The organism is Acidaminococcus hominis (genome assembly GCF_022484025.1).
Taxonomy (GTDB): Bacteria; Bacillota; Negativicutes; order Acidaminococcales; family Acidaminococcaceae; genus Acidaminococcus; species Acidaminococcus hominis.
Window position 1 is genome coordinate 1,224,731 of sequence record NZ_JAKVMG010000001.1, and the last position, 13,308, is coordinate 1,238,038.

Genomic DNA, 13,308 nt, shown 5'->3' on the forward strand with positions numbered 1-13,308 from the left:
CATCCCACTGTCGCAATCTCTAGACAGTGCCGTTTCGTATAGATGGTAATGCTGAATATCGAATCAGAGTGAAAAAATATTCATCATTTTTGTATCCATACCCTATTCGTTTTGCAACCTTAATCTTGTTATTGAAGCCTTCAAGCTTTCCTGTGGTAATCGGATGGGCTGAGTGAGCAATCAAACCCTCTTTGCGTTTTCGCTTTAAGCGGGCAAACTTTTGCAGCTGCGGTATGTTGCTCTCCTCGGCTCCTTTAAACCATTTTTCCCATTCTACGGCAGCTAAATCGGGGTTTCTAAGCTCGAATAGATCACTTAGTTCCTCTTTCATTGTATGGCAAACTGTCAAATTTTCATGTTTTTTAAGGATTTCCTTGAGATTTTCTGCCTTTTTATCGCTTAGTGTTTCTTCCTTGCAAAGCAGCGTCCAGCGAGCTTGTTTTACTTCCTTGTAAAGCCGATTCTCCTCTTTAATTGAATCCTCTGCTTTTGTTGCCTGCTCTTCAGCAATATTCTCTGTAATCCCAAGCTTTAGGTTATCGGCTTTCTCTTTGTGCTGTCTTGCTTCCTCCAGCCTTACGGCTCCCAGCACATCTCGTCCATACTGGGCTTGCATATGGTAGCGGTCGTATACTATTGCCGCATGAGGCAGATACTTTTCTACCAGGGTGTTGAACGATGCGTTCATGTCCATTGCGACAGCTTCTACTTCAGACAAATACTCCAGGTCTGTCTCTTCAAAAAACTTTGTAAAGGCAGCTATAGAGCGTCCCGCACCAACCCAGAGGATGTCTCCCATATCAAGGTCCATAACACAGGTTGCGTAAGTATGGCCTTTGTGCATTGCAAACTCATCAACGGCAAGATGCTTAGGACGGTAGCCACTTTTGCGAAGTTCCTCGCTTCGCGTTTTGAGAGCCTCGTCCATAATTTCCTTATGGATTTTAGAAACTGTTCCCCAATGGATACCGGTCAAATCGCTGACTGCTTTAATCGTCATTTGATGCATAAGCAAAATCTTGATCCATAAAGCGGCACGAGAAGTGACTCTGGTTCCAGGATACTTAAAGGTTATGTTTTCATTGAAGGTATGCCCGCATTTTTGGCACCGGTAGCGGTGGAATCTCACACGAAGAATCCGTGGCTTTCCGGGTATCCAGGACATGTCTTTAAGTGTAGTTACAGGGTTGTCATGGACATGGACCTTACCGCCGCAGCAAGGGCATACAACGTCGGCTGTAGGCCGGGTACTATTTACATCTATGATCTCTTCAAAAAGAGAAGCAATACTCGTAGGAATATTAAAATTGTCCTGTATGTTTTTGCATAAATTTGCTATACTTGAGGTTGAGAGCACGTGGATCATTCCTTTCGTAGTTTTGTCGCTATTACTTAGAATGGAGCATCCCGTGCTCTTTTTCAATACCTTTTTTCAGTTTTTAAATTCTGTCTTAGATTTCGTATCCCCCAATTTTCCGTGATGAGCCAAAAATCAAGAGCGATGTGCCTCAAAGGTACATCGCTCTTTTGCGTTAAAAATTTTATTTGCTTTCAAAGAAGGCTTTGTAGGCCCGATAGGTTTCGTAGGCATCGGTTTTACTCAGCAGGTCATAAGGAGCGTGCATGCTCAGCATGGCCGTGCCGCAGTCCACCACCTCGCAGCCCCAGTCGGCCAGCATAAAGGCAATGGTGCCGCCGCCGCCCTGGTCCACCTTGCCCAGTTCGCCAATCTGCCAGGCCACCCCGGCGTCATTGAAAATGGTGCGGACTTTTTGCATGAATTCACTGTTGGCATCGTTGCTGCCCGCCTTGCCCCGGGCGCCGGTAAACTTGGTCAGGGCAATGCCGTAACCCAGCAGGGAGGAATTGTCCTTTTCCGTAACTTCCGGGAACATGGGATCCAGGCAGCTGTTTACGTCACCGGACAGCATTTCGCTGTTTTCCATAGTTTCGTAGAAGTCCAGCAGGCTGCCTGCGTTCTGCAGGGCCAGCAGCTTCATGACAAACTTCACAAAATAGGAAGACTGCATACCGGTGTTGCCATAGGAACCGATTTCTTCCTTATCGGTAAACAGGGCAGCCTGGGTTTTGGTCCCCGGTTTGGCGTTCAAAATAGCTTCCAGGTTGGCGTAGGAGCATACCCGGTCATCCTGGCCATAGGCAGCAATCATGGACCGGTCAAAGCCCACATCGCGGCTCTTGAGCGCCGGTACCAGTTCCAGCTCAGCAGCTGCAAAGTCTTCTTCTTCCACCCCATAGGTGTCCTTCAGCAGCTTCATTACCGCATCCTTCACCTTTTGGTCGTGGTCAGAATTGGAGCCGATGACAGCCTGGAGCTGCTCGCCGGTAACCCCTTCTGCCAGGGTCTTTTTCATCTGGTCCTGGGCCATATGGATCAGCAGGTCCGTAATGTAGAAGACGGGATCCTTTTCGTCCATACCAATGTTCACTTCCACCTTCTTGCCGTCCTTGGTGAAAATTACGCCCACCAGGGCCAGGGGAATGCAGGGCCATTGATACTTCTTGATGCCGCCGTAGTAATGGGTACGGAAGTAAACCAACCCATCCTGTTCATGGACAGGATTGCCCTTCAGGTCCAGCCGGGGGGCATCAATATGGGAGCCTACAATTTTTAACCCAGCGTGGACGGGTTCTTCCCCTACCACAGCCAAAATACAGGATTTGCCTTTCTGGTTCCAATATACCTTGTCCCCAGCCTTTACTTCCTTGCAGTCGTACAAAGGTTTGAAACCGGCCTTTTCAGCCCGTTCCAAAATTTCCTTTACAGCCAGCCGCTCACTCCGGGCAGTATCCAAAAATGCCTTATACCCTTCACCATAATTCATGACAGCTTCCCGTTCCTGGGCATCCATACGCTGCCAGGCGGACTCTGTTCTGCTATAGGTAACTTTCATTTTACTAACCTCCATTCTTTGGTCCTACATATAGTAGTATAACTTTTCAAGGCACTTTTGTACAGAGATGCCCCCCACCAGACGCAAAAAGGCCCCCAGCTGCCAGAATACTTCTGACAAATGGGGGTCTTTCCATTCCCTAAAAGGAACCTTATTTGTTCATAAATACGGGTTTCCGTTTTTCCAGGAATGCCTTCATGCCTTCTTTTTGGTCCAAGGTGGCAAAGCAGTTGCCAAATACCTGGGCTTCATAGGACAGCCCGGAGTCCAGATCCATTTTCAAACCGCGGTCAATGGCGTCTTTGGCGCTGGCAATGGCCAGAGGACCTTTTTTCATGATTTTGCGGCAGACTTCTTCGCAGGCAGGAATCAATTCTTCCGGAGGAAGAATCCGATTGATCAGGCCCAAACGATAGGCTTCTTCCGCATTGATCATGTCCCCGGTATAGATCATTTCCTTGGCATAGCCCTTGCCAATCAGCCGGGCCAGTCTTTGGGAACCGCCAAAACCAGGAATAATGCCGTAATTTACTTCCGGCTGGCCAAATTTGGCCGTGGTGGAGCCGAAACGGAAGTCGCAGGCCAGGGCCAATTCACAGCCGCCGCCCAGGGCATACCCGTTTACTGCAGCAATTACCACATACGGAAGTTTTTCAATGGCATCAAACACCTCATGACCCAGGATGGAGAAATTCCGTCCTTCCACGGCCGTCATGGTGCTCATGGCTTTCAGGTCAGCGCCGGCCACAAAGGCCTTTTCACCGCCGCCGCGGATGATCATGGAACGGGTATTGGGATCCGTTGCCAGTTTTTCAAAAGCGTCTTCCATTTCCTGCAAGGTCTGGATGTCCAGTGCATTCAGGAATTTAGGACGGTTGATGGTAACGGTAGTAATCCCGTCTTCCGAGGTTGATACCAGTAAATTTTCATATTGATACATGGAACTCACCACTATCCCCTAGGAATATTATTTCTTACTGTAATCGTAAAAGCCCTTACCGGTCTTGCGGCCCAGGTAACCAGCTTCTACCATTTTACGCAGCAGCGGAGCCGGACGATATTTAGGATCGCCAAAGCCCTTGTACAGAACTTCCATAATAGCCAGAACGGTGTCGTTGCCGATCAGGTCGGACAGAGCCAGAGGGCCCATGGGATGGTTAAAGCCCAGTTTGGCTACGGTATCGATATCCTCAGCGTTAGCTACGCCTTCGCTCAAGGTGAAGATTGCTTCGTTAATCATGGGGATCATGATCCGGTTGCCTACAAAGCCCGGGGCATCATGAACTTCCACAGGAGATTTTTCCAGATCCAGAGCAAATTGTTTTACTTTGGCAAAGGTATCGTCAGAAGTAGCCAGGCCTCTGGTTACTTCCACCAGCTTCATTACAGGAGCCGGGTTAAAGAAATGCATGCCGATGAATTTGTCCGGTCTCTTGGTGCCGGCACCCAGCAGGGTGATGGACACGGAAGAAGTGTTGCTGGCAATGATAGTGTCAGCCGGGCACAGTTCATCCAGGGTCTTGAAAATGTCTTGTTTGATTTTCAGGTTTTCGGTAGCAGCTTCAATGGCCAGGTGCACATTGCAGGTTTCCTGGGTCATTTCTACCACACCATGAATTTTAGCCAAAGTGGCTTTCTTATCATCTTCAGTGATACGGCCTTTGGCTACAGAGTGAGCCAGATTCTTTTCGATATTGCTGATCCCCCGGTCAACAAATTCTTGTTTGATATCGCGCAGCACAACTTCAACGCCGTGGCTGGCCATAACCTGGGCAATACCGCTGCCCATTTGGCCTGCGCCGATAACCATAACTTTTTTTAATTCCATAGTAAAATCTCCTTTGCACTTCATTTCAACCCAAATATTGAATCCTTAAATATTTAAATTCTCTAAAAATTTCAATGAATAACCAAATGCGCCCTAAGGCGCACTTGGTCAATCACTGGTTACAACTTATTTCTTTTTCTTGTCAGCCAGCAGAGCACGGGAAATTACCATGCGTTGCACTTCGTTGGTGCCTTCGTAGATTTGGGTAATCTTGGCATTTCTCATGTAGCGTTCAACAGGGTAATCTACAGTGTAGCCGTAGCCGCCGAATACTTGTACAGCATCGGTGGTAACTTCCATAGCTACGTCAGAAGCAAAGCATTTTGCTTCAGCAGCAGCTTCAGAGTACGGTTCGCCAGCTTGTTTCAGGAAAGCTGCATGGTAAACCAGATACCGGGCAGCATCAATCTTCATGGCCATGTCAGCCAGTTTGAAGCTGATAGCTTGGAACTTGGAGATAGGACGACCAAATTGTTCACGTTCTTTGGAGTACTTCACAGCAGCATCCAGAGCGCCTTCAGCAATACCCAGAGCTTGGGCAGCTACGCCGATACGGCCGCCGTCCAGGGTGGACATAGCAATCTTGAAGCCTTCGCCTTCTTCGCCCAGTCTGTTTTCCACAGGAACTTCCAGGTCTTCGAATACCAATTCAGCAGTGATGGAAGTGTGGCCGCCCATTTTGTTTTCGATCTTGCCGAATTTGAAGCCGGGCATGCCTTTTTCCAGAATGAAAGCGGTAATACCATGGTTGCCTTTGCTCTTGTCGGTCATGGCAAATACAACATAGGTGTCAGCTTCTTTACCATTGGTGATAAAGATCTTGGAGCCGTTCAGGATGTATTTGTCACCCTTCAGAACAGCAGTGGTCTGTTGAGCAGAAGCATCGGTACCTGCAGACGGTTCGGTCAGACCAAAAGCACCAACGTGCTGGCCTTCGCAGATAGGTCTCAGGTATTTTTGTTTTTGTTCTTCAGTACCGTACATGTAAATCGGGGTTGCGCACAGGGAAACGCAGGCAGACAGAGTGATACCAGTGCCGTCATCGACTTTGGACATTTCTTCTACAGCCAGGATATAGCTCAGAACGTCCAGGCCCATGCCGCCGTATTCTTCGGGGAAGCAAACGCCGGCAAAACCGGCTTCCATCATTTGATCGATCAATTTGCGGTCCCAAATATGGTTCGCATCTCTTTCTTCAATGGTAGGAGCCAGAAACTTTTCGGAGAACTCCTTAGCCATATCCTTAATCATAGCTTGGTCTTCAGTCAGATTGAAATCCATGGTAAATAACCTCTTTCCTCTGTTTTTTAATATCTAAAGGTGTATTACACCTAATTAGAGCATTTCCACCACGGTTGCAGTACCCATGCCGCCGCCGATGCACAGCGTGGCCAGACCCAATTTCTTGTCTCTATGTTTCAGGGCATACAACAGGGTAACCAGGATACGGGCACCGCTGGCACCAATGGGATGGCCCAGAGCTACGGCGCCGCCGTTAACGTTTACTTTATCCATATCGAATTTCAGTTCTCTGCCAACTTCTACGAATTGGGCAGCGAAAGCTTCGTTGGCTTCAATCAGGTCCATATCGCTGACTTCTTTACCAGCTTTAGCCAAGGCTTTGCGGCTGGCAGGGATAGGTCCAATGCCCATGATGGCAGGATCTACACCGGCAGAAGCGTAAGACAGAATCTTAGCCATAGGTTTCAGGCCCAGTTCTTTGGCTTTGTCAGCAGACATAATAACCAGGGCAGCAGCGCCGTCGTTCAAGCCGGAAGCGTTGCCGGCAGTAACGGTACCATCTTTCTTGAAAGCCGGGCGCAGTTTGGCCAGAACTTCCATGGTGGTTCCTTCTCTGGGGAACTCATCGGTATCGAATACTACTTCGCCTTTTTTGGTTTTAATGGTAACAGGAACGATTTCTTCTTTGAAAGCACCACTCTTAATGGCAGCAATGGCTCTTTCCTGGGACCGTACGGATACTTCATCCTGGTCCTGACGGGTTACGCCAAATTTTTCAGCTACGTTTTCGGAGGTGATGCCCATGTGGTAGTTGTTGAAGGCATCCCACAGGCCGTCTTTGATCATTACGTCGGTCAGCTTGCTGTCACCCATACGCAGGCCCCATCTAGCTTTGCCGCTGGTTACGAAAGGAGCATTGGACATGCTTTCCATACCGCCTGCTACAACGATATCGTTGTCGCCAGCCAGAATGGATTGGGCAGCCAATTCAACGCATTTCAGACCGGAACCGCAAACTTTGTTGACGGTGAAAGCCGGAACTTCTTGGGGAACGCCGCCATAGATAGCAGCTTGTCTAGCCGGGTTTTGGCCCAGGCCAGCTTGCAGCACGTTGCCGAAAATAACTTCGTCAACCTTTGCCGGATCAACCTTGGCTCTTTCCAGAGCTTCCTTGATAACTACAGCACCCAATTGTACTGCGCTCATGGGGGTCAGGCTGCCGCCAAACTTACCAATAGCAGTTCTTACAGCACTTACGATTACAACTTCACGCATAACTTACCATCCCTTCTAAGTTTAACTAGAGAAAAGTTTGCTCACCAGAAAAGGAACAGACCATCACAAAAAATTCGCTCTATTCTTTTTGCTGATTTGTCAGTAGAAACCGAAAATAAAAATCAGGTTTTACTTATGGATTTAATTATACACTAATTATGAACCAAAAGGAAGACGCCAATTATGAAGTTTTCCATAATTAAAATTTGTGGACTTGTTATTTTATTTAACCAACAACAGCCCTATGCCTGTATTTTATCTTCCGTTTCTCGTACTCTCATAAATAAATTTATGGATAAGGCGAGAAACTTGCTGAAATTGCACACGGTCCCTGACGCAAAAAACAAAGGGAAATACCCCCATTTTTGCACTGCCAGGCCCTGCAAAGACACTGCTACTTTATACTTTAGCCCATTCTGCGCCGCTTGTCCAGTGCACAATTGTGCAAAAAAATATTTTGCCGTGCCCTGCCCAATAATTTGCAGTTTTCCCCACAAAAAAAGAGGCTCATCACGGAAAATTGGGGGATACGAAATCTAAGACAGAATTTAAAAACTGAAAAAAGGTATTGAAAAAGAGCACGGGATGCTCCATTCTAAGTAATAGCGACAAAACTACGAAAGGAATGATCCACGTGCTCTCAACCTCAAGTATAGCAAATTTATGCAAAAACATACAGGAAAATTTTAATATTCCTACGAGTATTGCTTCTCTTTTTGAAGAGATCATAGATGTAAATAGTACCCGGCCTACAGCCGACGTTGTATGCCCTTGCTGCGGCGGTAAGGTCCATGTCCATGACAACCCTGTAACTACACTTAAAGACATGCCCTGGATACCCGGAAAGCCACGGATTCTTCGTGTGAGATTCCACCGCTACCGGTGCCAAAAATGCGGGCATACCTTCAATGAAAACATAACCTTTAAGTATCCTGGAACCAGAGTCACTTCTCGTGCCGCTTTATGGATCAAGATTTTGCTTATGCATCAAATGACGATTAAAGCAGTCAGCGATTTGACCGGTATCCATTGGGGAACAGTTTCTAAAATCCATAAGGAAATTATGGACGAGGCTCTCAAAACGCGAAGCGAGGAACTTCGCAAAAGTGGCTACCGTCCTAAGCATCTTGCCGTTGATGAGTTTGCAATGCACAAAGGCCATACTTACGCAACCTGTGTTATGGACCTTGATATGGGAGACATCCTCTGGGTTGGTGCGGGACGCTCTATAGCTGCCTTTACAAAGTTTTTTGAAGAGACAGACCTGGAGTATTTGTCTGAAGTAGAAGCTGTCGCAATGGACATGAACGCATCGTTCAACACCCTGGTAGAAAAGTATCTGCCTCATGCGGCAATAGTATACGACCGCTACCATATGCAAGCCCAGTATGGACGAGATGTGCTGGGAGCCGTAAGGCTGGAGGAAGCAAGACAGCACAAAGAGAAAGCCGATAACCTAAAGCTTGGGATTACAGAGAATATTGCTGAAGAGCAGGCAACAAAAGCAGAGGATTCAATTAAAGAGGAGAATCGGCTTTACAAGGAAGTAAAACAAGCTCGCTGGACGCTGCTTTGCAAGGAAGAAACACTAAGCGATAAAAAGGCAGAAAATCTCAAGGAAATCCTTAAAAAACATGAAAATTTGACAGTTTGCCATACAATGAAAGAGGAACTAAGTGATCTATTCGAGCTTAGAAACCCCGATTTAGCTGCCGTAGAATGGGAAAAATGGTTTAAAGGAGCCGAGGAGAGCAACATACCGCAGCTGCAAAAGTTTGCCCGCTTAAAGCGAAAACGCAAAGAGGGTTTGATTGCTCACTCAGCCCATCCGATTACCACAGGAAAGCTTGAAGGCTTCAATAACAAGATTAAGGTTGCAAAACGAATAGGGTATGGATACAAAAATGATGAATATTTTTTCACTCTGATTCGATATTCAGCATTACCATCTATACGAAACGGCACTGTCTAGAGATTGCGACAGTGGGATGTTGCTAGACATAAAAGAAGGATGGCAGAAATCTGCCATCCCACAATAAAACGTGAAGAGCCAAAAAAGATACCCGGCAAGCCAGGTATCTCTTGAACAAAAACGTCAGAAGCCTCGGTGCATAAACCACCAGCCGGCGCAGACGGCAAGGCCGATGACCAGAAAAACAAATAGGGCGGGCATAAGGAACCCGAACAGGGTAAACAGGGCCACTACCACCAGGGCCGTTTTCAGGATGGAAAGCCCGGCAGCTTTCAGCCGTGCCAGCCGGGCTTTCTTTTCTTCTTCCCGGCGCAAATCCTCCTGGTCGTAGACCTTAAATGTTTCGTCAGTTTCCCCGTCGTCCACCCTAGCTTCAATGGTGGTGCCGGCAAAGGAATCCCGTTCGGTTTCCGTCAGCACCCTGGCCGTAACCTCCTCATTGGGAGCCTGGCAGCCCGGACAGGCCTCCAAATCATCCGGATATTCCAATCCGCATTGTTTACAAATCATGGTTCCTCCTACTTCTGAGTCTCATTCGCAAACAGCATCAAAAAGCCCTGTTCGTTCAGATACCGTGGATCAGAAGGTTCCAGCTGCAGGGCATCCCGGATATCTTGGTAGGCATGCTCCAAATCAATGGGAGAAATACCCATGGTGTCCTTAAAGAAGGGTAAATTCCGGGCAGTCCGTTTTTCGTTGATTTCCAAATAATTTTCCACCACCGCTGCCGCCCACACCTGGGGCAGCAGCTGTACCACGTGGGGATCCGTGTTCAGGAAGTCCTGCCACAGGTTCCGGGCCAGCGTCACATCGTAGACGCTTAGGTGGCTGCTGAAAAAGATATTCTCAATAAGCCGTTCAATATAGGACGGATCTTTGCCAAGTTGGGGCGGCCTATAGTCCAGCTGTTGCGTTTCGTAGGGAAAACGCACCCCAGCAGGGTTCTTTTCCACCAGATGCAGCAGTTTCCGGCACAGCAGGGAATGACGGTTCAAAAAGTCGTCCCAGTCCGCACCAGGCTGCTGCACATCGAACCAGTCCAGACAGTCGCTGAGCAGCTCCATAAACCGTTTCTGGGCCAGGGGCGGAATATGGAAGGGCTCCAGGAAGTTCATGCCCATGCTCCGGTTTACGAAAATATGTCCCATAAACAATTGTTCTTCCAAAGGGCCGTCCCAATTATCTACATGAAAGCCTGCATAATAGGGTTCTCCCGTCAGAAAATCCCGAACCAGGTAGCGTTCTTCCTGAATCACATCTTCAATGTAGAAGACAGAAGTAAAAGCCATATTTAACTCATTGCACAGCTCCAGGTAGGCGGTATTGCCATGCTCCTTGAAATAGGTCAGGGCCGGCACGTCTTCCTGAATCAAATGATAATCGAACAGAAAATAATCCCAGAAGCCCCGCCAAAATTCTTCGCCGGCTTCATCGTTAATGTCAATATGGCCCAGGGCTCCCTCATACAGGGCCACAGCCCGTTCAAAATCTGCATTGAATTGGTCCTTCTGGAAAAACAGATGGATTTCTGACATGAGCCCCAAAAGCTCCTCCTGGGCATTCAGAAAAACCTTTCCCTCAGCCGGCGGCGCCGCGTTTTCCTCCCGTTCTTCTTCCCCGGGCAGATAACGGCCGTCGCTGTCTAGCAGGGCAACGGTCCCATCATCCTTTAAGAGCATTTCTTTGGCCAGATACGGAGCCACGCTGCTGGTGAGTTTCTTTTGTTTTTTCAGGTACACAAAAAAGCTTCCCAGGGTATCCAGAAAATACTGAATGGAAGTATAGGAAAGGGTAAAATCCACCACATTCTGGCCGCACCAGGAAACGGCATCCACCAGTTCATCCCCGGTTAGTTCATCAAGGGTCAAATCGGCGTTTTCCAGGTAGATGCACAGCATCACCAGCACCTTCCATTCCTTTTGGAGTTGGAAGTCATGAGCCCCCTGCCACGCCCGCTGCCGAAAATAGTTTTCCACCGTCTCCCGGGGCAGCAGTTCGTTCCAGTTGGGATCATGGGTATAAAAATCGTCGATAGCATCGTATACGTTCTGCATTTGCGGTCACCTACATTCTTCAGTCCAGCATCCGTGACGGGCAGTAGTCCACTACCGGGCACTCACTGCACAAGGGCTTCCGGGCCCGGCACACCTTTCTGCCGTGCCAGATAAACCAGTGGTGGGCTTCCCCCCACTGACGCTTGGGAATGGCCTTCTGCAGGTCCTGTTCTACCGCCAGAGGCGTAGTTCCTTCCGACAAGCCCAGCCGGTGGGCTACCCGGAACACATGGGTATCCACGGCAATGGCCGGCTTGCCAAAAGCCACGCTCATCATTACATCTGCGGTCTTGCGGCCTACCCCGGGCAGACTCAGCAGCTCGTTCATGGTTTCAGGTACCTTGGAAGCAAACTGCGTGCTCAGGGCCTGGCAGGTCGCCAAGATATTTTTTGCCTTGGAATGGAATAAGCCGCAGTCATGAATCAGCGCTTCCAATTGGGTCTGGGTCAAGGCCCCTAGCTTCTCCGGGGTATCATACCGGGGAAACAGCCGGGCAGTCACCTTATTCACCCGCTCATCTGTACATTGGGCAGAGAGGATCACCGCCACCAGCAGTTCAAAGGGTGTCCGGTAATGAAGGGCAGTTCCCTGCCCCTTATACGTTTCTTCCAGTGCCGCCAAGATGGCCTGAACCCTTTCTTTTTTTCTCATTAGTTGGTCAGACTCCTTACCGGTGCGGGAATTCTGCCGCCCCGGTTGATAAATACATCGGGTTTAAACGTGTTCACGGCAATGATGGGAGCATGGCCCAAAAGACCGCCAAATTCCACATTATCCCCCACCTTTTTGCCCGGCACAGGAATCAGCCGGACAGCCGTGGTTTTGTTGTTGATCATGCCAATGGCTGCTTCGTCAGCAATTACCGCAGAAATGGTTTCCGCCGTGGTATCCCCAGGAACGGCAATCATATCCAGGCCAACGGAGCAAACGCAGGTCATGGCTTCCAATTTTTCCAGGCTCAGGGCATGGTTTTCTACCGCTGCAATCATCCCGGCATCTTCACTGACAGGAATAAAGGCACCGCTCAGACCGCCCACGTAGCTGGAGGCCATAAGCCCGCCCTTTTTCACAGCATCGTTCAGCATGGCCAGGGCTGCCGTGGTTCCCGGACAGCCGCAGGCTTCCAGCCCGATTTCTTCCAGGATATGTGCCACGCTGTCCCCTACAGCCGGTGTAGGTGCCAGGGACAAATCAATGATGCCAAACTGGGTGTTTAACCGTTTGGCGGCTTCCTGAGCCACCAATTGGCCTACCCGGGTAATCTTGAAAGCCGTCTTCTTGATGGTTTCGGCCACTACGCCAATATCTTCTCCCCGCACGGCTTCCAAGGCGTGCTTTACCACCCCAGGTCCGGAAACCCCTACGTTGATGACGCTTTCCGGTTCCGTTACCCCATGGAAGGCACCGGCCATAAAGGGGTTGTCCTGTACAGGGTTGCAGAAAATCACCAGTTTGGCGCAGCCCAAGGCATCGTTTGCCGCCGTCAGCCGGGCCGTTTCTTTGACGATCTGGCCCATTTGCTTTACGGCGTCCATGTTGATGCCGGCCTTGGTGGAACCAATGGCCACAGAAGAACACACCAGGTCCGTGGTGGCCAGCGCTTCCGGAATGGAAGCAATCAGCGTACGGTCCCCATGGGTATAGCCTTTTTCCACCAGGGCGCTAAAGCCGCCAATGAAATTCACACCCACAGCCTTGGCCGCAGCATCCAGGGCCTTGGCCAGGGGCACGTAACTGTCCGTTTGGCAGGATTCCCCAACCAGGGAAATGGGGGTCACGGAAATGCGTTTGTGGATAATGGGTACCCCCAGCTCTGCTTCCAGGTCAGAACCTACCTTTACCAGGTCTTTGGCCGTATGGGTAATCTTGTCGTAGATTTTTTGAGCACATACCTTCACATCTGGGTCGGCGCAGTCCCGCAGGCTGATGCCCATGGTAATGGTGCGCACATCCAGATTGTTTTTGGTAATCATCTGGGTGGTTTCTAAAATATCTTTGATATCATAAAACATGCTGTGTCT

General features: G+C 49.1%; 11 protein-coding genes. 1 reads left to right on the forward strand and 10 read right to left on the reverse strand.

Annotated elements, in window-relative coordinates; all coding sequences use genetic code 11:
- Positions 1-19: 19 nt before the first annotated feature.
- The 6 genes from LKE88_RS05405 to LKE88_RS05430 form a co-directional block, all read right to left on the reverse strand.
- Positions 20-1,366, reverse strand: a complete 1,347-nt coding sequence (locus LKE88_RS05405) for an ISL3 family transposase (protein ID WP_146109060.1) — start codon at positions 1,364-1,366, stop codon at positions 20-22.
- A 175-nt stretch (positions 1,367-1,541) separates the two neighbouring features.
- Positions 1,542-2,915 carry an aminopeptidase gene (locus LKE88_RS05410; RefSeq protein WP_118287290.1) on the reverse strand — a complete coding sequence of 458 codons (1,374 nt, stop codon included), beginning with the start codon at positions 2,913-2,915 and terminating at the stop codon, positions 1,542-1,544.
- A 151-nt stretch (positions 2,916-3,066) separates the two neighbouring features.
- Positions 3,067-3,855, reverse strand: coding sequence for an enoyl-CoA hydratase-related protein (locus LKE88_RS05415; protein WP_105327123.1), 789 nt, complete (start codon positions 3,853-3,855; stop codon positions 3,067-3,069).
- Positions 3,856-3,882: 27 nt separating this feature from the next.
- Positions 3,883-4,743: a 3-hydroxybutyryl-CoA dehydrogenase gene (locus LKE88_RS05420; RefSeq protein WP_276802985.1), complete on the reverse strand. Its 861-nt coding sequence runs from the start codon at positions 4,741-4,743 to the stop codon at positions 3,883-3,885.
- A gap of 126 nt (positions 4,744-4,869) precedes the next feature.
- Positions 4,870-6,024, reverse strand: a complete 1,155-nt coding sequence (locus LKE88_RS05425; protein ID WP_105327121.1) for an acyl-CoA dehydrogenase — start codon at positions 6,022-6,024, stop codon at positions 4,870-4,872.
- A gap of 54 nt (positions 6,025-6,078) precedes the next feature.
- The gene (locus LKE88_RS05430) at positions 6,079-7,260 is read right to left on the reverse strand and encodes an acetyl-CoA C-acetyltransferase (protein ID WP_105327120.1); all 1,182 of its coding nucleotides are present in this window, start codon (positions 7,258-7,260) and stop codon (positions 6,079-6,081) included.
- A 625-nt stretch (positions 7,261-7,885) separates the two neighbouring features.
- Here LKE88_RS05430 and LKE88_RS05435 point away from each other — a divergent pair.
- A complete protein-coding gene (locus LKE88_RS05435; protein WP_146109059.1) occupies positions 7,886-9,232 on the forward strand; it encodes an ISL3 family transposase in 1,347 nt (448 codons plus the stop codon).
- A 123-nt stretch (positions 9,233-9,355) separates the two neighbouring features.
- Here LKE88_RS05435 and LKE88_RS05440 read toward each other — a convergent pair whose 3' ends face one another.
- The 4 genes from LKE88_RS05440 to LKE88_RS05455 are packed head-to-tail and all read right to left on the reverse strand — an operon-like array spanning position 9,356 to position 13,299.
- Entirely contained in the window at positions 9,356-9,742 is a 387-nt protein-coding gene (locus LKE88_RS05440; protein WP_105327117.1) for a hypothetical protein, read from the reverse strand.
- A gap of 8 nt (positions 9,743-9,750) precedes the next feature.
- Entirely contained in the window at positions 9,751-11,286 is a 1,536-nt protein-coding gene (locus LKE88_RS05445; RefSeq protein ID WP_105327116.1) for a hypothetical protein, read from the reverse strand.
- Positions 11,287-11,305: 19 nt separating this feature from the next.
- Positions 11,306-11,938, reverse strand: coding sequence for an endonuclease III (nth, locus tag LKE88_RS05450; protein WP_105327115.1), 633 nt, complete (start codon positions 11,936-11,938; stop codon positions 11,306-11,308).
- Positions 11,938-13,299: a PFL family protein gene (locus LKE88_RS05455; protein ID WP_105327114.1), complete on the reverse strand. Its 1,362-nt coding sequence runs from the start codon at positions 13,297-13,299 to the stop codon at positions 11,938-11,940. The genes nth and LKE88_RS05455 overlap by 1 nt, the downstream gene beginning before the upstream one ends.
- Positions 13,300-13,308 lie beyond the last annotated feature (9 nt).